At 70.1% G+C, this 22,064-nt stretch carries 20 protein-coding genes; 14 read left to right on the top strand and 6 right to left on the bottom strand.

All coding sequences use genetic code 11. The features are described 5' to 3' along the window. Window positions 1-36 precede the first annotated feature (36 nt). Window positions 37-903, top strand: a complete 867-nt coding sequence (gene trxA, locus AC2EWF_RS15910; RefSeq protein ID WP_483640344.1) for a thioredoxin — start codon at window positions 37-39, stop codon at window positions 901-903. Between the two features lie 72 nt (window positions 904-975). Further along, a complete protein-coding gene (locus AC2EWF_RS15905) occupies window positions 976-1,428 on the top strand; it encodes a DUF4442 domain-containing protein (RefSeq protein WP_483640343.1) in 453 nt (150 codons plus the stop codon). A gap of 48 nt (window positions 1,429-1,476) precedes the next feature. Here the strand turns inward: AC2EWF_RS15905 and AC2EWF_RS15900 are convergent, their stop codons facing one another. Beyond that, window positions 1,477-2,148: a hypothetical protein gene (locus tag AC2EWF_RS15900; RefSeq protein WP_483640342.1), complete on the bottom strand. Its 672-nt coding sequence runs from the start codon at window positions 2,146-2,148 to the stop codon at window positions 1,477-1,479. Next, window positions 2,145-2,669: an RNA polymerase sigma factor gene (locus AC2EWF_RS15895; RefSeq protein WP_483640453.1), complete on the bottom strand. Its 525-nt coding sequence runs from the start codon at window positions 2,667-2,669 to the stop codon at window positions 2,145-2,147. The genes AC2EWF_RS15900 and AC2EWF_RS15895 overlap by 4 nt, the downstream gene beginning before the upstream one ends. Before the next feature lie 406 nt (window positions 2,670-3,075). Here AC2EWF_RS15895 and AC2EWF_RS15890 point away from each other — a divergent pair, with 406 nt between their 5' ends. Then, window positions 3,076-3,741, top strand: coding sequence for a DUF502 domain-containing protein (locus AC2EWF_RS15890; RefSeq protein ID WP_483640341.1), 666 nt, complete (start codon window positions 3,076-3,078; stop codon window positions 3,739-3,741). Between the two features lie 175 nt (window positions 3,742-3,916). Continuing rightward, window positions 3,917-6,055, top strand: coding sequence for a M13 family metallopeptidase (locus tag AC2EWF_RS15885; RefSeq protein WP_483640340.1), 2,139 nt, complete (start codon window positions 3,917-3,919; stop codon window positions 6,053-6,055). 238 nt (window positions 6,056-6,293) lie between these two features. Here the strand turns inward: AC2EWF_RS15885 and AC2EWF_RS15880 are convergent, their stop codons facing one another. Beyond that, on the bottom strand, window positions 6,294-7,157 hold the full coding sequence (locus AC2EWF_RS15880; RefSeq protein ID WP_483640339.1) for a hypothetical protein: 864 nt from the start codon (window positions 7,155-7,157) through the stop codon (window positions 6,294-6,296). Window positions 7,158-7,171: 14 nt separating this feature from the next. Next, complete coding sequence (locus AC2EWF_RS15875) at window positions 7,172-9,412, bottom strand: M1 family metallopeptidase (protein ID WP_483640338.1); 2,241 nt, start codon at window positions 9,410-9,412, stop codon at window positions 7,172-7,174. Window positions 9,413-9,589: 177 nt separating this feature from the next. Between AC2EWF_RS15875 and AC2EWF_RS15870 the strand changes: the two genes are divergently transcribed. The 10 genes from AC2EWF_RS15870 (at window position 9,590) to AC2EWF_RS15825 (ending at window position 19,892) form a co-directional block, all read left to right on the top strand. After that, on the top strand, window positions 9,590-10,276 hold the full coding sequence (locus AC2EWF_RS15870) for a response regulator (RefSeq protein WP_483640337.1): 687 nt from the start codon (window positions 9,590-9,592) through the stop codon (window positions 10,274-10,276). After that, window positions 10,273-11,706: an ATP-binding protein gene (locus tag AC2EWF_RS15865; protein WP_483640336.1), complete on the top strand. Its 1,434-nt coding sequence runs from the start codon at window positions 10,273-10,275 to the stop codon at window positions 11,704-11,706. Before AC2EWF_RS15870 ends, AC2EWF_RS15865 begins: the two co-directional genes overlap by 4 nt. Before the next feature lie 152 nt (window positions 11,707-11,858). Continuing rightward, the gene (locus AC2EWF_RS15860) at window positions 11,859-13,295 is read left to right on the top strand and encodes an efflux transporter outer membrane subunit (protein ID WP_483640335.1); all 1,437 of its coding nucleotides are present in this window, start codon (window positions 11,859-11,861) and stop codon (window positions 13,293-13,295) included. Next, window positions 13,295-14,425, top strand: coding sequence for an ABC transporter permease (locus AC2EWF_RS15855; RefSeq protein WP_483640334.1), 1,131 nt, complete (start codon window positions 13,295-13,297; stop codon window positions 14,423-14,425). The genes AC2EWF_RS15860 and AC2EWF_RS15855 overlap by 1 nt, the downstream gene beginning before the upstream one ends. A 5-nt stretch (window positions 14,426-14,430) precedes the next feature. After that, entirely contained in the window at window positions 14,431-15,177 is a 747-nt protein-coding gene (locus AC2EWF_RS15850; RefSeq protein ID WP_483640333.1) for an ABC transporter ATP-binding protein, read from the top strand. Next, window positions 15,174-16,121 (top strand): efflux RND transporter periplasmic adaptor subunit, encoded by a 948-nt coding sequence (locus AC2EWF_RS15845; RefSeq protein ID WP_483640332.1) that lies wholly within the window; start codon window positions 15,174-15,176, stop codon window positions 16,119-16,121. Before AC2EWF_RS15850 ends, AC2EWF_RS15845 begins: the two co-directional genes overlap by 4 nt. A gap of 920 nt (window positions 16,122-17,041) precedes the next feature. Then, on the top strand, window positions 17,042-17,878 hold the full coding sequence (locus AC2EWF_RS15840; protein ID WP_483640331.1) for an alpha/beta hydrolase: 837 nt from the start codon (window positions 17,042-17,044) through the stop codon (window positions 17,876-17,878). A 2-nt stretch (window positions 17,879-17,880) separates the two neighbouring features. Beyond that, window positions 17,881-18,255, top strand: coding sequence for an EamA family transporter (locus AC2EWF_RS15835; RefSeq protein ID WP_483640330.1), 375 nt, complete (start codon window positions 17,881-17,883; stop codon window positions 18,253-18,255). Next, window positions 18,252-18,665 carry a DMT family transporter gene (locus tag AC2EWF_RS15830; RefSeq protein WP_483640329.1) on the top strand — a complete coding sequence of 138 codons (414 nt, stop codon included), beginning with the start codon at window positions 18,252-18,254 and terminating at the stop codon, window positions 18,663-18,665. The genes AC2EWF_RS15835 and AC2EWF_RS15830 overlap by 4 nt, the downstream gene beginning before the upstream one ends. An 18-nt stretch (window positions 18,666-18,683) precedes the next feature. Continuing rightward, a complete protein-coding gene (locus AC2EWF_RS15825) occupies window positions 18,684-19,892 on the top strand; it encodes a DegT/DnrJ/EryC1/StrS family aminotransferase (RefSeq protein WP_483640328.1) in 1,209 nt (402 codons plus the stop codon). A gap of 1 nt (window position 19,893) precedes the next feature. Here AC2EWF_RS15825 and AC2EWF_RS15820 read toward each other — a convergent pair whose 3' ends face one another. Together AC2EWF_RS15820 and AC2EWF_RS15815 are read right to left on the bottom strand one after the other, a co-directional pair. After that, entirely contained in the window at window positions 19,894-20,772 is an 879-nt protein-coding gene (locus AC2EWF_RS15820) for a hypothetical protein (protein ID WP_483640327.1), read from the bottom strand. Between the two features lie 159 nt (window positions 20,773-20,931). After that, the gene (locus AC2EWF_RS15815; RefSeq protein ID WP_483640326.1) at window positions 20,932-22,002 is read right to left on the bottom strand and encodes a GNAT family N-acetyltransferase; all 1,071 of its coding nucleotides are present in this window, start codon (window positions 22,000-22,002) and stop codon (window positions 20,932-20,934) included. Between the last annotated feature and the right edge of the window lie 62 nt (window positions 22,003-22,064).

Raw genomic sequence — 22,064 nt, 5'->3', positions numbered from 1 at the left:
TGATCTGGGGTGTTTCCCCATCTGCCGGAATCCGCCGTGACCGACGCCACCCTCGACTACGTCTTCGAAGTCACCGAACAGAACTTCGAGGCCGAGGTCATCAGCGCCTCGCTGGACGCGCCGGTGCTGGTGGACTTCTGGGCCACCTGGTGCGGCCCGTGCAAGACGCTGGGCCCGCTGCTGGAACAGCTCGCCGCCGAGTACAAGGGCGCGTTCCGCCTCGGCAAGGTCGACGTGGACAAGAACCAGCAGCTCGCGGCGATGTTCGGCATCCGCAGCGTGCCCACCGTGGTGCTGGTGAAGGACGGCCAGATCGCCGACGGCTTCGCCGGCGCGCTGCCGCTGGGCCAGCTGCGCGAATTCCTGGCACGCCACGTGCAGCCGCTGGAGGGCGGCGAGGACGAAGTGGCGGCTGCCGAAGCACCCGCCGAGACGCCGGAGGCGGCGATCAACCGCCTGCAGCAGGCGATCGCCGCGGAGCCCGCGCGCGCCGAACTGAAGCTCGACCTCGCCGTGGCGCTGGCCCAGACCGGCCAGAGCGATGCCGCCGCCACCGAACTCGACGCCCTGCCCGCCAACCTCGCCACCGATGCGCGGGCCGTGCGCCTGCGCCACCAGCTCGACCTGGCGCGTTCGCTGAAGGACGCGCCGGTGCAGGCCGAACTCGAACAGCGCCTGCGCGCCGACCCAGCCGACTGGCAGGCACGCGACCTGCTCGGCGTGCGCCTGCTGCTGGGCGACGACCCCGCCGCCGGCCTGGAGCAGTTCATCGCCATCCTCGAAAAAGCCCGCGACTGGAACGACGGTGCCGCCAAGAAGCGCCTGCTCGCCGCCTTCGCCACGCTGGACGATGCCGAACTGGTCGGCCGCTACCGCCGCCGCATGGCCTCGCTGCTGTTCTGATGCACGCGGCCACGCTGGCCGCCCCTCGACCCATACGCTAATGTACGGAGCGACCCATTGCTCCGTCTCCCCATGCGTGCATCCACTTTTCGCCGGCTGCTGAACCTCTGGCCGCCGTTCCTGTTCAACAGCATCCGCCTGCAGTCGCTGAGCGAGGACTACACGCAGGCGAAGGTCGTGCTGCGCCTGCGTCCGTGGAACCGCAACTATGTGGGAAGCCAGTTCGGCGGCAACCTGTTCGCGATGGTCGACCCGTTCTGGATGCTGCTGACGATGCACCGGCTCGGCCCCGACTACTACGTGTGGGACAAGGCCGGCACGATCGACTTCGTGGCGCCCGGCCGCGAGGACGTCTACGCCCGCTTCCGCCTCGACGACGCCACCGTGGACGAACTGCGCGCCGCTGCCGCGGGTGGCGACAAGGTGCTGCGCTGGTTCGACACCGACATCGTCACCGCCTCCGGCGAAGTGGTCGCCCGCGTGCGCAAACAGATCTACGTGCGGCTGAAGCCCAGGGCGCGCTGAAGTCTCGCCTTGTCTCATTACCGGCTTTCGCCGGAATGACGGGCCGGCCTACTCGCGCTCGAAGCGGGCGATCTCGTCCAGTTGCCGCGCGGCATGCGCCAGGCTGCAACCACTCATGTCGTCAATCACGCGCTGCAGCCACGCCGACCGGATCGGGCGGCCGGCCACGCGCCGCGCCAGCCACAGGCTGAAAGCAGTGCCGACGACACCGACCGCCATGTTCGCCCAGATCCACCCCGATGCCCCGGCGAACATGTCCACCCCCGACCACCAGGTCAGCACCAGCAGCGGCAGCAGCAGCCACAGGAACCACCATGGCAGGCCCAGCGCCAGCGTGCTGATCATGCGGAAGCGGCGCAGCTGCGCCAGTCGCCGCTGCAGCACCAGCACCGGCGCATCGAACAGGTAGATGCGGCTGAGCAGGAGCAACCGGGTCACGCTCGACCAGATGCCGGCGATACCGTAGGCATGCAACAGCAGGCCGATCACCAGCAGGTGCGTGACTTGGCGATGGTCCACCCAGAACGAGGCCACCCACACCACGAAAGCCACCCAGCAGGTGCCTTCGATCGCCTGCCACGCCATGCTCTTGCGCATCGTCGAACGCAGCTTGTCCATCCGACGCTCACGGAAGTCCTGGCGCAGCAACGCCTCCATGGCGTTCTGGCGCAGGTCCATGCGCGCCCATGCCTGTTTCATCTCGTCGAGTTCCACGGTCATGCTCCTCCAGTGACGGTTGCGGCGGCCACCCGGCCGCGCAGCTTCTGCTTGACGCGGTTGATCTTGGTGGCCACGTTGGTGGCGCTGATGCCGAGCACCTCGGCGATCTCGGCGTAGCTGCGGTCTTCCAGGTACAGCAGGATCAGCGCGCGGTTGAGCGCATCGAGCTCGCCGATGAAGGCGTGCAGGGTGGCGAGGCGCTCGTCCGGCTCCGCTGCGGATTCACCGGCGATTTTTTCCAGATGCCCCTCGTCCAGCGGCTCGAAACGGCCGGCATCGCCGCCAGTACGACGCAGGTGCGAGATCGCCACGTTCAGGGCGATGCGATACAGCCAGGTCGAGAATTTCGCCTTGCGCTCGTCGAAGGCCGCAAAGGAGCGCCACAACTGCGCACCGATCTCCTGCGCCAGGTCGAGCCGCTCCTCGGGTCCGCGCGCGTAGACGCCGGCCACCTTGAGCACGATGCCGCGGTGCTCGCGCCACAGCGCCTCGAAGCGTTGCTGGTCCGCCTTGCCGCCCATGTCCGTCCACGTATCCGGAGTCATTGCCGGCATGATTCGCACGAACGCGGGAAAAGTCACGGCGGCCCACCCCAGGCGATCCCTGCTGGCCGGGGAAGGAGCATCCGCGGCGCGGGCTTGGCTCCCCTTGCCTGCAGGGAAAGGGAGGGGGCTCTCTTGACCCGGCGCCAACACCGCCCCGCCACATGACCACCCGGCGCGTTTACTGGGGCTCGCACGACGCTGGCGGAAAACCTGCTGATCCGCGTGCGACGGTTCGACCCCGGCCGCCTGCAGTTCATGGCGCTTAGCCGGTAGTCGCGCTGATCGGCCTGCGCCGGTTCTACCGCAAGGGACTGCGGCGCGGTACGCACCCGCCGCGCTGGGCACTTCCCTACAATGGAGCGCCCTGCCCTTGCGTACCGCCATGCCTCCCCTGCGACTCAAACGCTATCTGATCACCGGCCTGCTCACCTTCCTGCCGCTGTGGGTGACGGTGCTGGTGTTCAAGTTCGTGCTGGGCCTGCTGGCCGGTATCGGCGCGCCGATGGTGGCGGCCCTGACCGGCGCGCTGGCGCTGGTGTCGCCGCACGCGGCGGACACGCTGAACCAGCGCGGGCTGGTGTTCGTGGTGGCCCTGTTGATCACCCTGCTGGCGCTCTACCTGCTGGGCTGGCTCGCGAACCGGGTGATCGGCCAGCGCTTCATCAACGCGTTCGACGGCCTGCTTCAGCGCATCCCGCTGGTGCAGACGATCTACGGCGGCACCAAGAAACTGATGGCGGTGCTGCAGAACAAGCCCGGTGGCACCCAGCGCGTGGTGCTGGTGGAATTTCCCCGGCCCGGCATGAAAGTGGTGGGCTTCGTCACCCGCACCCTGGTCGAGGAAGGCAGCGGCCGCGAGATGGCGGCGGTGTACATCCCCACCACGCCCAACCCCACCGGCGGCTACCTGGAGCTGGTGCCGATGAGCGAGCTCACTCCCACCGACTGGACGATGGACCAGGCCATGGCCTTCATCATCTCGGGCGGCGCGGTGTCGCCGGAAAGCCTGCCCGCGCCGCGGCGCCTGCCCGACCCGCCGGCGCCGTAGCGCGCCGGGTCGGCCCGGGTTGCCGGGAGCACCCCTGACCTTTGACACTGTGCCGTCCATGACGATCGGCCTAGCTTGGGCGGTCATGGCCGGCACGGGGGTGCCGGCCCGCGGCCGATCGGCATGCGCAGAACACCGCTTCGGCGGAACCACACACACCTAGAGAGGGAAGTCCATGACCCAGCAGTACCTGAAGCCCCTGGCACTGGCCGCCGCCGTCGCGCTGGCGCTGACCGCCTGCGGCAAGAGCGAGCAGACCCCCGCCCCGGCGCCGGCCAAGTCGGCCACCGCCGCCGCTCCGGCGGCCGCCGCCACCACCGCCGCTGCGACCGCGCCGAAGAGCGTGTTCGATGTCGGCGAGCTGGGCCCGAGCAGCGAGGCCTGCACGGACTTCAACAGCTTCGTCAACGCGAAGTGGGTCGCCGCCAACCCGATTCCGTCGGATTACCCCATGTGGGGATCCTTCGTCCAGCTGTACGCAAAGAGCCTGGACGACCAGCACCAGCTGGTCGAGGACGCCGCCAAGGGCGCCGACAGCGCCAAGGCCGGCTCGGTCGAGCAGAAGATCGGCTGGCTGTACAAGTCCGGCATGGACGACGCCGCCATCGAGAAGGCCGGCTTCGACCCGATCAAGCCCAAGCTCGCCGCCATCGACGGCCTGAAGAACACCGCCGACATCGTGAACTACCTCGACCAGGCCGCTGCCGAGGGTGAAGGCAAGGTGTTCGACTTCCACTCCGGCGCCGACTTCAAGGACGCCACCCAGCAGATCGGCTTTGCCGACCAGGACGGCCTGGGCCTGCCGACCAAGGACTACTACTTCAAGCCCGAGTACAAGGACCTGCGCGCCGCCTACCTCGCCTACATCGCCAAGACGCTGGAGCTGACCGGCGTGTCCGAGGCCGACGCCAAGAAGCAGGCCGACGCGGTGATGAAGTTCGAGACCGCGCTCGCCGGCGCCTCGCTGGCGCCCACCGAGCTGCGCGACCTCGACAACCAGTACCACTTCGTCAGCGTCAAGGAAGCCGACAAGGTCACCCCGCACTTCAGCTGGGAGCAGTTCTTCAAGGCCCAGGGCGTCACGATCGACAAGGGCTTCTCCCTGTCGCAGCCGAAGTTCTTCGCCGAGTTCGACAAGCTGCTGGCCACCGCGCCGGCCTCCGAGTGGCAGGCCTACCTGCGCTTCCACACCATCAGCGGCGCCTCGGGCGCGCTGTCCAAGGCCTTCCGCGACAACCGGTTCGATTTCTACAGCAAGACCCTCAACGGCACGCCCGAGCAGAAGGCGCGCTGGAAGCAGGTGCTGGACGGCGTCAACGGTGCGATGGGCATGGGCCTGGGCGAGCTGTACGTGGCCAAGTACTTCACGCCGGAAGCCAAGCAGCGCGCCGAGCAGCTGGTCACCAACGTGCGCGATGCGCTGAAGAACCGCATCGAGCACCTGGACTGGATGAGCGACGCCACCAAGGCCAAGGCCATCGACAAGTGGAACAAGTTCCTGCCCAAGATCGGCTACCCCGACCAGGGCGAGTGGCGCGACTGGTCGGGCCTGACCATCAGCCCGGACAACTGGTACGCCAACCTGCAGGCCGCGCAGAAGTACAACTACCAGTTCGACCTGTCGCACATCGGCAAGAAGACCGACCGCAAGGAGTGGGGCATGACCCCGCAGACGGTCAACGCCTACTACGACCCCAGCACCAACACCATCAACTTCCCGGCCGCGATCCTGCAGGCGCCGTTCTTCTACGCGAATGGCGACGATGCGATCAACTACGGCGGCATCGGCGCGGTGATCGGCCACGAGTCCAGCCACGGCTTCGACGACCAGGGCAGCCAGTTCGACGGCGACGGCAACAAGAAGGACTGGTGGACGGCGCAGGACAAGAAGCAGTTCGAGGAGCGCACCAAGGCGCTGGTGGAGCAGTACGACGGCTACGCCCCGATCAAGGACAAGCCGAACCTGCACGTCAACGGCAAGCTCACCCTGGGCGAGAACATCGCCGACCTGGGTGGCCTCAACATCGCCTACGACGCGCTGCAGACCGCGCTCAAGGCCGATCCCAAGGAAGCCGATGCGAAGATCGACGGCTACACCCAGGACCAGCGCTTCTTCCTCAACTGGGCGCGCGTGTGGCGCGGCAGCATGCGTGAGAAGGCGGCCGAGCTGCGCCTCAACGTCGATCCGCATTCGCCCATCGCGATCCGCGCGATCGCCTCGCCGTCGGACATGAGCGCCTTCGCCACTGCCTTCCAGTGCAAGCCGGGCGACGCGATGGTGCGTTCCGGGGACAAGCAGGTGAAGATCTGGTAAGTCCCGGCGGACCGCGGCGGCCTCCGCCGCGGTCCCTGGTCTCCTCGACGCCGCGCGCAAGCGCGGCTTTTTTTGCCGGCCGCGCAGCTTTGCCTCGCCCTGGCGGTGGCTCTTGCGCCCCGGGAGCGCACTGTTCTTCCGGGGCCCCTGGGCGGCGGTGAGGCGGACGAAACCGCCTTGAAACGTGCGAGAGAAAAATCCCTCTCCCGCGCAAACGGAAGAGGGGCAGCAGGCAGCGTCAGCGCGGCCGCGCCAGCCGCGCCAAGGCGAACAGCCGCGCGACGCGCATCCACGCCAGCGCCAACACGATCAACTGGCCGAGCAGGATGGCCAGCCAGAAGCCGCCGTCGACCGCCGTGGTGTGGATGCGCGCGATGCCCAGGACCGCCGCGATCGCGAGGCCCAGCACGCTCACCACCAGGTAGAACAGCAGGGTCTTCAGCGGCCGGCGCAGCAGTTGCATGAAGCCGCGACCGAAGGCACGCGTGGCCGAGCGCAGGCCGGTGTCCGCGACGAAAGCAGCGCGGGCGGATTCCACGATGGCCTGCGCCAGCACGAACACCGCCAGCAGTACCCCATGCACGCCATGCGACCAGGCATCGGCCTGCGACTCCAGCACCGCCCGGCCGGCGTGCTGCTCGGCGACATGGGTGCCCGCAGCTGCCACTGCGGCCACCACCGCGTACGGCAGCAGCGCCCACAGCATCACGCGGAACATGCGCCCGTACTCGAGCCAGCCGTTCTGCAGCAGGGCACCGAAGCCCAGCGTGCGCGCGGCGCGTCCGCTGCCCACCGCCATGCCGTCGAGGAAGGGCGCCATCAGCAGCGTCAGCAGCAGGGCCAGCAGGGCTGCACCGCCCAGCCAGGCAGTATGCCCGGACAGCGCACCGAGCGTGTCGCCGAACATCAGCGGGTCGAACTGGCGCGCCCAGGCACCGGCATGCACCGAGTGGTCGAGCAGCGCACCCAGCGTGCGCCAGAGCGGCAACGCCACCACCGTGGCCGGCAGCAGCATCAGCAGCAGCCACAGCAGCAGCAGCCGCCATTGCAGGGCAGCGCCCATCGCGGAGAACAGGGCGCCGAAACCGGCGCGCGGAGCCATCGTCCTGGCCATCATCACAGCGTCACCAGCATCGAGTAGAAGGTCTGCAGCAGCGCGGCCACGTCGGCGGTCCAGCGGCGCGAGGCTGCGCCGTCCGGCTTGGTCGCGTAGCTGTCGTTGAGCTTGTCGGCGTCGAGATAGCCCTGTTGCGCGGGATCGAGTTCGGCCGAAACCACCTTGCTCGGCCTCTCGAAGTCGAAGCGCGCCCAGCGGCGATCGTCGTTCCAGCGTACGTCCTCGTGACTGCCGTCGGCGAAGGTGACGCGCAGCGTTTCGGGCACCTGCGCGCCGTCGCGCAGCACGGTCACCGTGCTGTGCCACGGGAACGGGCCGCCGCTGCCGGGGCTGGCCTCGGGATGCGCCTTCTTCCAGTCCGCGCGCTGTTTGGCGACCTGCTTGTCCAGCGCTGCCCGGTCGGCCTCCACCAGCTTGCCGTCTTTCCAGTCCACGCCGGCCTGGGGCAGCACTTCCCGGGTATCGATGTCGGCCACGCGGTCATCGATGTGCCGTGTGCCGTAGACGACCTGGTCGAAGATCTCGTTCACCGCCGCGGCGTCGCCCGAGCCGTCGGCCAGTGCCTGGCGCAGGTCGGCCACCGAGGGATGGCGGAACTTCCAGCGCTGGTAGTAGAGCCGGATCGCCTTTTCCATCGCCGGCTCGCCGATGCGCTGCTCCAGGTCGTGCATCGCGGAGGCGGTGCGCGCGTAGACCGTGCCGTAACTGGAGCTGGAGAGCCGGTCCCAGCTGTTCTGCGCCAGCGGATCGGCGGGCCGCCGCAGCTCGGCGCCCAGGCGCTCCATCTGGAAGCCGCTCATCGCCGGCGCGACGCCCAGCCACTTCATGAACGGCGAGGCGAGCACGAGATCCTCCTTGCGCGCGCGCATCATGCGGTCGTCCCAGAACTCGTTCATGCCCTCGTCGAGCATCGGCTCCTCGAACTCGTTGGAGGCGAGGATGCCGTAGAAGTAGCCGTGGCCGAATTCGTGGATGTTCACGAAGTCGCTCATGTACTGGCTGATGGTGCCCGGCTCAACTTCCCTGTAGCCCTCGGAGGTGAAGAAGGTCGGGTATTCCATGCCGCCCGCCTCGTCCGCGTTGTATGGCGGAATCACCGCGGTGACCGTGCGGTACGGATACGGCGCGATGGTCCGCGAGAAGTAGCCCAGTGAATCGATGGTGGATTTCAGCGTGGGTGCGGCGCTGGCGACGTATTCCGGCGGATAGATCACCCGCACGGCCACCGTCGGGCTGCCGGCGCCGGTGTACGTGCCGTCCAGCGTCTTGTAGCCCCGGGCGGCCACCCAGGCGAAGTCGTGCACGTCGCCCTGCACGTAGTGGTAGGTGGTGCGGCCGTTCGCCGTCCGTGGCTCGCCCTGCAGCTGGCCCACCGCGCCCACGGTGTAGTCGCTGGGCACGTCGAGGTGCACGTCGTAGCTGCCGAAGTCGGCGTAGAACTCGCTGTTGAAATGGAACTCGTGCACGTTCCAGCGCACCGCGGTGGCACCGCGCTCGCCCGGCAGCTCCAGCACGCCGATCTTGGGGAACCACTGGCCGACCAGGTTGAAGTCGCCCCACCAGCCGGTGCGTTCCACCACGCGCGGCAGCTGGCTGAGGAAGGCGATGTCCAGCGCCAGCGTGCCGCCGGCAGGCACCGGGCGGGCGAGGTCGATGCGCACCACGGTGTGGTCGGTGGCGGGGCCGCCGTCGGGATGTACGAAGCTCCAGGTCAGCGCCGTGCCCTGCTGCGCCACGCTCTGCAGGCGGATCCAGCCCCACTGCCCGTCCTTCAGCACGGCATTGCCGCGCGAGCGGCCGTGCGCGGTGAGCACCTTGCGCTCGGTGAACCAGGTGCTGCCGTCGTTCTCGAACGCGTTGAGGTAGAGATGGAAGTAGACGTGACTGACCGGGCGGTCGCTGCGGTTGCGCCAGGTCATGTGCTCCTTGCCGGCCACCTGGTGCCTGGGCGCGTCAAGGCTGGCGTCGATCGCGTAGCTCACCACGCGGTCGGACAGCGTGGCCTCCTGGCCCGTGCGCTCGCCTCCCCAGGCGTCCGCCGCGCTGGGCGTGGCGATGACGGTCCGGTGCGCCGGCGCGAATGGCACCGGCGCCATCGTGACCGGTGCCGTGGCGGCGACCGTCGGTGCCGCCACGCTCCCCGCTGTCGCCGGCTCCTGCGCGAAACACGCGCAGGCACCGCACCAGCCCACGGCCAATGCGGCGAGCCACAGCCCGCCCCTGCCCCCGTTCGACCCCATTCGCGCTCTCCCCACGCAGTAATCGCTCCAGACTGCGCCATGGGTCGGCTCGCCGACATAGGCCAGAGGTCATGCCCGGCAGCATCGGCGACGGCCCATCGCCGCTAAGCTGTCAGACGGGTGGCGCATGGCAAGCTGTGCGCTTTACCGGCCATGCACTGAAGGAACCCCGCCCGCATGCGCATCCTCCTCGCCGAAGACGACCCCTCCATCGCCGAAGGCATCTGCGCGTCGCTGCGCCAGGGCAGCCACGCGGTGGACCACGTGGCCAGCGGCCAGCTGGCCGACGCCGCGCTGCGCGACCACGACTACGACCTGCTGGTGCTAGACCTGGGCCTGCCGCAGCTGGACGGCAGCGAGGTGCTGCGCCGGCTGCGCGCGCGGGGCGCCGGCGTGCCGGTGCTGGTGATCACCGCGCGCGACGGCCTGGACGAGCGCATCCGCGTGCTCGACCTCGGCGCCGACGACTACCTGGTCAAGCCCTTCGCGCTCAGCGAATTCGAGGCGCGGGTGCGCGCCCTGCTGCGCCGTGCCAGCAGCAAGGGGGTGCCCGAGCTCAAGCTCGGCCGGCTGCGGCTGGACCTGCCCGGCCATCGCGCCTGGCTGGACGACGAGCCGCTGGAACTCACCGCACGCGAGTTCGGTCTGCTGGAGGCGCTGGCGCTGCGTGCCGACCGCGTCACCAGCCGCGCCCAGTTGATCGAGGCGCTGTGCAGCTGGGACGAGGAACTCACCGACAACGGCCTGGACATCGCGATCCATCGCCTGCGCCGCAAACTGGAAGGCAGCGGCACCGGCGTGCGCACGATCCGCGGCCTCGGCTACCTGCTGGAAGAAACCGCCGAGGACGGCAAGCACGCATGAACCACGCCCCCGCCCGCCGCCCCAGCCTGCGCCGCCGCCTGCTGGGATTCCTGCTGATACCGGTGGCGATCCTGCTGATGCTGGACATCCTGCTCACCTACGGCGTGGCGCTGGGCTATGCCAACCACGTGCACGACCGCGACCTCGGCAACGACGCCCTGACGCTGGCCAAGATGATGGGCAACGAGCAGCTGGGCGGCGAGCTGAGCCCGCAGGCGCGCTTCCTGTTGCAGTACGACCCCACCGGCGAAGGCTATTTCAGCGTGGTCAGCCGCAAGCGCGGCGTGATCGCCGGCAACGACCGCCTGCCGCAGGCCGCGCGCATCCCGGCCGTGGGCGCCCGCCCCGAACTGTTCGATACCCGGCTGGACAACCGCGCGCTGCGGGCGGTCACGCTGACCATCGCCACGCGCAACCATCCCGACGACAACCTCGTCATCACCGTGGCCGAGACCCTGCACGACCGCCACGCGCAGGCGCGCAGCATCCTGCTGCTGGCGATCCTCACCCAGGCGCTGCTGATCGTCTGCGTGCTGTCGCTGGTGTGGTTCGGCGTCACCCACGGGCTGCGCGTGCTCGACCCCCTGACCCTGCGCCTGGCCCGGCGCAACCACGAGTTGACCCCGATCGGCGGGCCCGACGTGCCACAGGAGATCCTGCCGCTGACCCGCACCATCGACGCGCTGTTCGCCCGCCTGCGCGGCATGCTGGCGCTGCACGACCGCTTCATCGCCGACGCCGCGCACCAGCTGCGCACGCCGCTGACCGGGCTCAGCCTGCATGTGGAGCGCGCGCTGGCCGACCCCGACCCGGCGAACGTGCACGACGCGCTCACCCACATCCGCCGGCTGACCCAGCGCGCCGCCCGCACTACCGCCCAACTGCTGGCGCTGACCCGCGCGCAGGCACCGTCGACCGATACGGTCGAACAGGTTCCGCTGGAGCTCACCCGGCTGATTCCCGAGGCGGTGATGCAGCGCGTGCACGAGGCGCTGGCGGCCGGCGTGGACCTCGGCTACCAGGGGCCTGAGCAGGCGCTAAGCATCGATGGCCATGCTGCCAGCGTGCACGACCTGCTGGACAACCTGATCGACAACAGCATCCGCTACGCCGGTCGCGGCAGTACCGTCACCGTCAGCCTGCAGGCGCGGCCCGACGGCGGTGCCAACCTCGTGGTCGAGGACAACGGCCCGGGCGTGCCACCCGAACTGCTGCCGCGGCTCAGCGAGCGCTTCTTCCGCGCGCCGGGCGCCGGTGAGGAAGGCAGCGGCCTGGGGCTGGCGATCGTGCAGCGCATCGCCGAGCGCCACCACGCCGAGGTGATCTACCAGCTCGGCGAGGAGCGCGGCCTGTGCGTGGAGGTACATTTCCCCCCCCCGCGCGCGCGCGGCGGCGCGGCTCCGCCCCCCGGAACGCCCAAGGCGCGCTGACAGCCCCCGCACCCGGCCTGTATCCTTGGCGGGACTCGCACGGTCGTTATCCGCGCCTTCACCACACTATTGCTCCCCTGACCTGACCGTGGCCCTGACCCTCATCGAAAACGCCGCCCTCCGTGCCGGCTCCGCAACACGCGGTGATTGGCATGGCTGACGCCGCCCTCGTGCCGCGCCGCCGCTGGCGCGCGCTCCTGCTCGGCGTCGCCGTCGCGCTCGCCGGCTGCTCGGTGGCGATGCCGAAGCTGGACCCGCCGATCCCGGCGCAATGGCAGCACGCGGCGGCGGCCCAATCGGCCGCGCCCGCCGACCTGCGCGGCTGGTGGCGCGCGTTCGACGATCCGGCGCTGGACGCACTGGTCGACCAAGCCCTGGCACGCAACCTCGACGTCGCGCAGATGGGCGAGCGGCTGCGCGCCGCACGTACCCTGCAGCGCCACGAGGGCGCGCGCTACCTGCCCTCGCTGAACCTCCGCACCGAACAGACGATCGACCCGGACGCCAGCGCCTCGTACCTGGTGTCCGGCTTCGACTCCACCTGGGAGCTTGGCCTGTTCGGCCGTGCCCAGGGCACCCGCCGCGAGGCACAGGGCGCGCTGGACGCCAGTGCGGCCGACCTGCAGGCGGCCCGCGTGTCGGTGGTGGCCGAGGTGGTGCGCAACTGGGTCGAACTGCGCACCGCCCAGCAGCAGGAACAATTGCTGCAGCAGATCGGCGAGGTGCGTGGCCGCCAGTTGGACCTGCTCAAGGTGCGCCAGCGCCTGCAGCTGGCACCGTCCGGCGCGGTGGACCAGGCGCAAGCGGCGGCGGCGCAGGCCGAGGCCGCCCTGGCCGCGCCGCGGCAGGCGATCAACGAGGCGGCGCAGCGGCTGGCCGTGCTGCTGGGCCAGAACCATCCCGATCCGGCGTGGCTGCAGCCCGGGCCGCAGCCGCGACTCGGCGCATGGGCCCTTCCCGGCACGCCGGCCGACCTGTTGCGCACGCGTCCCGAGATCGCCCACGCCGAAGCCGACGTGCTGCGTGCCGCCGGCGAGCTGGGCCTGGCCCATGCCGACCGTTTTCCCAAGCTCGGCCTCGGCGCCTCGGTGATCTGGGCCACCGACCTGAACAACAACAAGAAGCACACCGTTTCCAACGGGCTGGCCTCGGTGGGCCCGCTGTTCGACATGCCGCTGTTCGACTGGGGCCTGCGCGCCGCTGCCGAACACGCCAAGTCGCACGAGCTCAAGGCCGCCGTGCTGGCCTACCGGCAGGCCGTGCTGCAGGGCGTAGCCGAGGTGGAAACCGCGCTGGGCACGCTGCAGCTACAGCAGCAGCGCGAGCAGCAAAGCCGGCACGCCTGGCAGGCGCTCGAGCGCGTCGACGGCACGCTGCAGACCCGCGTGAAGCTGAAGCTAGACAGTCCGCTGGCGCTGGCCGACGGCCGGCTCGCCGCCGACCAGGCCGCGCTCGAGCTCGCCGATGCCCGCGCCAGCCGCAGCCTCGCCTACGTGGCGCTGTTCAAGGCGCTGGGCGGCGCACCGCTGCCGGCGGACGAGGCGCCTCCCGGCGCGAAGTCCGGCGACGCCGACGGGGCATCGCCCTGATGGTGGCCCTGGCGCGCAAGACCCTGCTCTACGAATGGCGGCGCTTCCTGCCCGCCATGATCGCGGTGGGCTTCGCCGGTCTGCTGCAGCTGCTGCAGCTGGCCCTGGTGCTGGGCATCTTCGGCGCCACCAGCGTCTACATCACCGGCTCGTCCGCCGACGTGTGGGTCGGTTTTCCCGGCACGCAGAGCGTGGGCTCGGGCCGCTCGATCGACGCCAACGTGGAATCGCGCGTGCTGATGGATCCGGCGGTGACGCGGGTCGAACCTTACGAGTGGATCGATGGCGACTGGCGCGGCACGGGCGACACCGGCGGCGTGTCGGTGTTCGTTTCCGGCATCGATCCCGCCGCCGACGGCCTGATGTTCGCCAAGGTGCTGCCGCCCGCGCTGCGCGCCCGGCTGGCCGAGCCGGATGCGGTGATCGTGGACCGCGCCGACCTCGGCAAGCTGGGCGTGACGCTGGGCCAGACCGCCACCATCAACGGCCACCGCGTGCGCGTGGTCGGCGTGAGCAGCGGCCTGCGCGGCCTGGGTGGCATCAACGTGATCGCCTCGCTGGACACCGCGCGCCAGCTGGACACCGACGCCGCCGACAACGGCCCCACCTACCTGGTCGCCAAGCTGCGCGATCCGGCCCAGGCCAACGCCGTGGCCACCCGCCTGCGCGGCAGCGGCGCGTTCGGCCCCTACACCACGTGGAGCGCCGCCGACTTCGCGAACCGCTCGGTGCGCTACTGGCTGTTCGACACCGGCGCCGGCGCGGGCGTGCTTTTCCTCGCCGGCATCGTGTTCCTGGTCGGCGCGGTGATCACCAGCCAGACCCTGGTGGGCGCGGTGCAGGGCTCGGTGCGCGAGTACGCCACCCTCAACGCCCTGGGCGTGGGGGTGGGCGCGTTGCGCAAGGTGGTGCTGGAGCAGGCGTTCTGGGTGGGTGCGCTGGGCCTGATCGGCGCCACCGTGCTCGGCGTGGCGCTGTTGTTGCTGGCGCGCAGCCAGGACGTGCCGGTCGTGCTGGGGCCGCTGGCTGCGATCGCCTGCATCCTCCTGGTGATGGGCCAGGCCGCAGTCTCGGGCATGGCGGCGATGCGCAGCATGCGCCGCATCGATCCGGCCACGCTGCTGAGGTGACCGGGATGTCCCACGCCATTGCCGACACGACGCCACGCGTCCCGGTCCTGCGGGCCGAAGCCGTGTGCAAGGCCTTCGACTCCGGGCGACAGCACACCCAGGTGCTGGATCACCTTTCGCTGAGCATCGACCCCGGCGAGCTCACCCTGATCTCCGGCCCCTCCGGTTGCGGCAAGAGCACCTTGCTGGCGGTCCTGAGCGGCCTGCAGAAAGTGGACAGCGGCCGCGTGCATGCGCTGGGCAGCGAGCTGGGCCAGCTCGACCTGCGCGCGCTGGAGCATTTCCGCCTGCAGCACACCGGCTTCGTGTTCCAGGGCTTCAACCTGTTCCCCGCGCTGACCGCCCTGGAACAGGTGGAGCTGCCGCTCAACCACATGGGCTTGTCGAAGCAGGAAGCGCGCGAGCGCGCCCGCCGCTCGCTGGAGGAAGTCGGCCTGGCCCACCGCATCAAGTTGCGCCCCTCGGAACTCTCCGGCGGCGAAAAGCAGCGCGTGGCGATCGCCCGCGCGCTGGCCAAGGAGCCGGAGCTGCTGTTCGCCGACGAGCCCACCAGTGCGCTGGACGCCGCCAACGGCCAGATCATCATCGACATCCTGCACACCATCGCCCGGACCCACGGCACCACCGTGCTGTGCGTGAGCCACGACCCGCGCCTGGTCGCGCATGCCGACCGCGTGCTGGCGATGGAAGACGGCCGCATCCTCAGCGACCGGCGCCCCGCCGCCGACGCCCCCAAGGAAACCCCGCCATGAAGCCGACCGCCTCCCGCCCGTCCTCGCCCGCGCACCTCGCGGCGCTGCTGCGGCCTGCCGGGCTCGCACTGGCCGCCTCCCTGTTGTTCGCCGCCTGTTCCAGGCACGCGGAGCCGCCCGCCACCACGGCGGCGGCACCCGGCTATGCCGCGGTGGCACGCGGCCGGGTCGACATCGAAGGTGGCCTGCTCGCGCTGGCGATGCCGCGCGAGGGCACGCTGGCCAGCGTCGCCGTGCACGAGGGCGAGACGGTGAAGCAGGGCCAGTTGCTGGCCGCGCTGGACACCCGCCCCGCCCAGCTCGCGGTGGACGCCGCCCAGGCGCAGCTGGAGCAGGCGCAGGCACAACTCAAGCTGCTGGCCATCAAGCAGGCCGCCGCCAAGCAGCGCGCGCAGCGGCTCACGGAAGCCGCCAACGCCGGCGCCGGCGACGGCCAGAGCGCGGACGATGCGCGCGAAGCCAGCGACCAGCTTGGCGCCGAGCGCGACGCCGACCAGGCCGCGGTGGACATGGCCGCGCAAAAACTGGCCGAGGCGAAATACGAACTGGCCCAGCGCAGCCTGCACGCCCCGTTCGACGCGGTGGTGGTGCACGCGGCAGCCCAGCCCGGCGCCAGCGTCTCGCCCGCCTCCGGCCCGCTGTTCACCCTGCTGCCGAACAAGCCGCGCATCGTGCGCGCCGAACTCAACGAGAGCTTCGTGACGGCGGTGCACCCCGGCATGCGCGCCGAGGTGGTCGCCAACGACGACGCCGAGACCGGCCGCTGGAGCGCCCACGTGCTGCGCGTAGGCCAGGTCTACGGCCCCGCCACGCTGGAGAACGATCCGCAGATCCGCGCCAACGCGCGTACGGTGGAATGCGTGCTCGCCTTCGACCAGCCGGAGCAGCAGCTGCGCATCGGGCAGCGGGTGATCGTGCGGTTTTTGCCTGACGGCAAGCGCTGATTCGCGTAGCCCCCTCTTTCGTCAGCACTGCTCTCCCGCCTGCGGGGGAGGGGTTGGGGAGAGCAGGCTCTGCTTCTGCGTATTCGCGAGTTTCAGAGCGGTTTCGAGCGCCTGCCGGGGCCCGAGTCACTTTTCTCTTGTGTGGCCAAGAGAAAAGTAACCCAAACAGAAGGCCACCCCGGTTGGCGCTTGCCGGGCTCCTGCCCGGCAAGTCCGTGAGGCGGCGCCGGGCTTTTCGAGCGGGCCTACTGCCCGCGCGAAAAGGCGAGGCCATCCATGGACTCGCCCGCTGCGCGGCCTTCTCGTCCCAGCCTCACCGCCGCGCAAGGGCCCCCGGGAAGAGCGGGCGCGCATCGTGCGCGCCAGAAGCAACCGCAACTGCCGAGGCAAAACGGCGCTCCCGCCACCTCCCTCTCCTGCTTGCAGGGGAGGGTCGGGGTGGGGTGCTCTGGCCGTTGTTTCTGCACGCTTGGAGCGCGCTGCTTTTCCGGGGCCCCTATGGCGCGGCGGGCGGGCGAAGGAAAGTCCGCAGGATGGCCCGCAGGGATGCGGGCCAGTTTTCCGCCGGTACACGGATGTGCCGTCGGAAAACCCCGTAGCCCGCCCGCGCACCCGGGAGGCAGGATGCCTGGAGGGCGCGCCATCGGGGTGGCCTCTCTTTTACTCCGGGCATCCTGCACTTCGCCCTTCGGGTCGGCCGCCGGTCACGCGCGCTCCAGGCGCGCGTGTGGTTACTTTTGTCTGGCCATTCAGAGAAAAGGAACTCGCGCGCCCAAAGGGCGCACGAAACCGCTTTGACGCTCGCGGAAAGCCAAGCAAAACACGCGACATTCCAGTCGAAAGACTGGGGAAACCGCCCGCTGCGAAGCTGCGAACCTGAAAAGCCGCCGATGCGGCTCGCATCGCCCCGGGTGTCGCGCGTGATCCAGCAAACCGATTTCTTCTTCGAAGGTGGCCGCAGTGGCGTGCTGCTGATCCACGGCCTCACCGGCACGCCGATGGAAATGAAGCTGCTGGGCAAGGGCCTGAACCGGGCTGGCTACACCGTGCACGGCATGCAGCTGGCCGGCCACTGCGGCAACGCCGACGACCTGCTCGCCACCGGTTGGCGCGACTGGTATGCCAGCGTGGAACAGGCCGCCGACGCGCTGAGCAAGAAGGTCGACCACCTGTTCGTGGGCGGCCTGTCGATGGGCGCCCTGCTCTCGCTCAAGCTCGCCGCCGACCGCCCCGACCAGATCGCCGGCGTGGGCGTGTACGGCGCCACCTTCCGCTATGACGGCTGGAGCATTCCGCGGCTGGCGCGCATGTCCTTCATGCTGCCGCTGCTGAAGAGGCTCGGCATCGGGCGCCGGCGCAGCTTCATGGAACAGCCGCCCTACGGCATCCGCGACGAGCGCCTGCGCGCCCAGGTCAGCGCCGCGATGCTGGGTGGCGACAGCGCCGCCGCCGGCCTGCCCGGCAACCCCTGGTATTCGCTGGCCGAGATGTACGGGCTGTCCGCGGCGGTGCGCCGCCAGCTCTCGCAGGTCACCGCGCCCTGCCTGGTGGCGCATGCCAGCGAGGACGACGTGGCGAGCATCAAGAACGCCGAGCTGGTGATGCGCGAGGTCAGCGCGCCGGTCGAGCTGCTGCTGCTGGACGACAGCTACCACATGATCACCATCGACCGCGACCGCCGCACGCTGGTCGAGCGTTCCGCTGCGTTCTTCGACCGCATCGCCGCGGCCGACATGCCCCAGCGCGCGGCGGCCTGACTGTGCCCACCGGTTCGATCTCGCCGCTGGTGGCGCTGCTGTGGGTACTCAACGTGGTGCTCGACACCGGCGGGCAGCTCGCGTTCAAGGCCGCCGCCGGCGACAGGGATGCCGGCGACGGCCTGGCCCGCTGGAAACACATGGCGTCGCGCCCCTGGCTGTGGATCGGCATCGGCAGCTACGTGATCGAATTCCTGGTGTGGATCGCCTTCCTCTCGCTGGTGCCACTGTCCGAGGGCGTGCTGCTGGGCTCGATCAACATCGTGGCGATCATGGTGGCCGGGCGCTTCCTGTTCGGCGAGAAACTCACCCGCCTGCGCGCCGCCGGCATCCTGCTGGTGACCCTGGGCGTGGCCATCGTGGGAGTAGCCGGATGAAGCGCGGCTGGTTCTACCTGATCGGCTTCGCGCTGCTGATGGGCTTCGATACCCTGGCGCAGGTCAGCTTCAAGTATGCCGGCACCCATGCGCTGCCGGTGACGGCGGACGCGGCGTGGGTGCTGCGCGTATTCGGCGCGCCGTGGGTATACGGCGCCGTGATCGGCTATGTCGGCGCGTTCTTCACCTGGATGAGCCTGCTCAAGCATGCGCCGATCGGCCCCGCCTTCGCCGCCTCGCACCTGGAGGTGGTCTCGGTCATGCTGCTCTCGGTGTGGCTGTTCGACGAGCACTTCACCCTGCCGCGCGTGCTGGGTGCCGTCGCCATCGTCGCCGGCATCGTCTGCCTCGGTCTCGCCGAGAGCCGCGAGCATGCGCCGGAAGCGGACGAGGGCCCGGCTCCGGCCTGAGCCTGCACGCCGCCGCGCATGCTTCCCCGTCGCCACCACGAACTGCCCCCCACTGCCGGCCTGCCGCTGAGGCTGGCGGATCTGCGGCCCGGGCGGGCCACGCTGGCTGCAGACATCGCCGCGCAACTGGGTACGCCGCCGCTGGCACTCACCTGTTCCGGCACCGCGGCGCTGCTGGTCGCGCTCGCCGCGCTGCGCGAACTGAAACCCGCGCGCCGCCGCGTGGTGATGCCCGCCTATACCTGCCCACTGGTGCCGCTGGCCGTGCACCAGGCCGGGCTGGAAGCCGTGCCGTGCGACCTGCGCCCGGGCCATTACGACATGGACCCGGCCGCGCTGCGCGTCGCCTGCGACGAACGCACGCTGGCCATCCTGCCCACGCACCTCGCCGGCCGCGTCGCCGACGTGGACGACGCGCTGGCCGTGGCCAACAACGTGGGCGCCTACGTGATCGAAGACGCGGCCCAGGCGCTGGGCGCGCGCCGCGACGGCAGCAGCGTAGGCCTTGCCGGCGACATCGGCTTCTTCAGCCTCGCCGCAGGCAAGGGCCTCTCCATCTACGAAGGCGGCCTGCTGGCCGCGCGCGACCCGGAGCTGCGCGAACGACTGGCGCACACCGCCGCGCGCATCGCGCCATACCGGCCTGGCTGGGAACTGCGCCGCAGCGCAGAACTGCTGGGTTACGCCGCACTGTACCGCCCACGCGGCCTACGCCTCGCCTACGGCGATCCGCTGCGCCGCGCGCTGCGCGATGGCGATGCGGTGGCCGCGGTGGGCGACGACTTCTCCCTGCCCTTGCCCCTGCACGCCGTGGGCCGCTGGCGCCAGGCCGTGGGCGCGCATGCCGCCCGGCGCCTGCCTGCCTTCATCGCGCAATGCACCGCGCGCGCGCAGCACTACCTGCCACGCCTGCGCGCACTCCCCGGCGTCACCGTGCTGGACGATCCGACCGGCGCGCACGGCACGTGGCCGTTCTTCATGCTGCTGCTGCCCGACCCGCGCCGCCGCGATGCCGCGCTGGACCAGCTCTGGCAAGCCGGCTACGGCGTCAGCCGCCTGTTCATCCACGCCCTGCCCGACTACGCCTACCTCGACGGCATCGTGCCCTCGACCGGCGTGCCGAACGCCCGCGACCTCGCCGCGCGCAGCCTCAGCATAGGCAACAGCGAATGGCTGGCGGATGCGGATATGGACGCGATCTGCGGCGTGCTGGAAGCCACTGCCTGAGTCAGCCGCGCGCGGCGATCGCGTCCAGCAATTCGAGATTCAGCGCATGCTGCTGCGCCTGCCAGCCAGCGAGCTGGGCGGGATCGATCTCCGGCTGCTCGTCCATCGCGGAGAGCTTGCGCTTCCACCACGCCCGGTAGCGGTAGTGCGAGACCTCGCCGTTGATGTCGCTACCGGCCAGGCCGTTGCGCAGGCTGCCGATCAGGGCCAGCGCGTGGTCGAGTTGCAGGCGTCCCTGGTCCCAGTTGGTGTGCGCCACCTCGGGCGCGAACGCATCCTTGTCGATGGTGAGGTAGGTCGGCCGTCGCTGCATGCGCTGCTGCTCGACGAACGCGTCGACCAGCGCATCGGGCGTGTCGAACCCATGGAACGCGCGCGCGATGCCCAGTCGGCGCGACCAGCCGGTATCCACGCCCATGCTCCAGTAGCTGAGCCTGCCGCGCAGCAGCGGCGTGAGGTAGTTCTCCCAGGCGTGGCCCGCGCCGATGTCGTGCGAGGTGATGCCCAGTACGTGGACGTGTTCGACGAAGGGCAGCGCGGCCACGCGGCGCACCCAGGAACCGCAGTGCACCCCGAACGGGAAGCGCATGTTGTCGGGGTGGTTGTCCAGCACCACGACCTGGATCGGAGCCGCGGGCTGCAGCCGTGCGATCAGCGGCCAGCTCAGGTGGTGGAAATCGCCCGAGCCGGTGAACACGGTGCCGTATTGCGCCGGCAGCTGCGCGTCCAGCAACGCACGGAAGCGGCGCATCGTGGCCAGTGAGCAGCCGAAGCGGATCGCTTCCTGCCAATCGGCCAAAGGCAGCACGAGGCGGTTCGGCAGATCGCCCACCGAGCCGTCGATGTCCAGCACCACGGGGTGTTGGGCCTGAGCGTTCATGCGCACCTCATGGCACAGCCCCTCTTCCCATGGGAGAGGGGTTGGGGTGAGGGTTCGGCAAGGCCGCAACGCCGCGCTCCGGGCGCACCCTCACCCGCCTCCCGGCACCCTCTCCCGGAGGGAGAGGGATTCATCTGGCCGCATCTCGCCGCGTGACATTCATTCATCGTTTTTCTCCGAGGCGACATGCCACTGGCGGTCGCTCTCGAAATGGCCGCCTAGCCTGCGCAACAGCGCGCGCAACAAGGGGTTCCTCGCGTACACCGCGTGGCGGGTGAAGGTGAAGCTGGCGCCGAGGAAGGATTTCACTTCGGGATCGGTCCAGCCGGCCACGTAATGGGTCAGGCCGCGCTCGCGCGCATAGCCCAGGTTGTGCATCCAGCTGACGAAATAGAGGTTGTGCTCGCGCGCCGCGGGGTAGGCGAAGCCGACGTACTTGTCGATCAGCTTGCCGCGGTGTTCATAGCAGAGGTTCCAGCCGACGAGCTCGCCCGCGTGCCGGTAGACGAACAGCACGCCGCCGCTCGCGGCGTCGCTCAGCACGCGGCGGAAGAAGTCCAGGCTCAGCCGGTCGAAGTGGATCTCGCTCTGCGCGTACACGGCGTCGAACAGCGCGTAATACGCCGCCAGCGTCGCCTCGTCGTGGAAACGCGCGTCGCCGGTACGCACGACCTCGACGTCGAGCTGCGCGCGCGCGCGCAGCTTGCGGCGGAGGTTCTTTCGGCGGCTGTAGCTGAGCCTGGCCAGGTACTCGTCCTCCGTGGCGAAGTCGACCGGCACGTAGGCCAGCGCCTGGCCTTCCAGCAGCACGAAGCCCTCCGCCTCGCAGGCAGCGGCGAAGGCGCGCGCATGGGCGTTGCCGGCCTCGTCAAGGAGCGGTGAATCCTGCGCGATGTCCTTGACGATCAACAACCGGCACTCGCGCCCCCAGGCGTCCTTCAGGCCCTTCGCCAGGGCCGCGGGCGCCACCTCGGCGGGCAGCGGCGCGTACTCGGACACCGTGGTGCCGGCAAAGCGGGTGCGCCAGGTGAGCAGGCGGCGCCAGTGGCGCGCCAGCGGCAGTGCGGCCAGGCGGCGGCGCAACGCGTCATCGGCCGTGGTCAGCAGGTCGAACGGCGCCACGAAGCCCGGCATGCCCTGCGGCGAACGCGCCACCGTGAAGCCGATCGGTGGCTCGTCCATGAACGCAGTGAGCAGCGCGTCCGGTTCCAGTTGCGAAATGAAAGGCATGAGTAAGCGGGTTTGCCTAGACTATGGGGGTAGCCTGCACCGGCCCAGCCGGTTCAGGCACG

Source organism: Rhodanobacter sp. sgz306013, from assembly GCF_057031145.1.
Note: the sequence above shows the minus strand (reverse complement) of the source record. Positions and strands in the feature narration are given on the sequence as shown.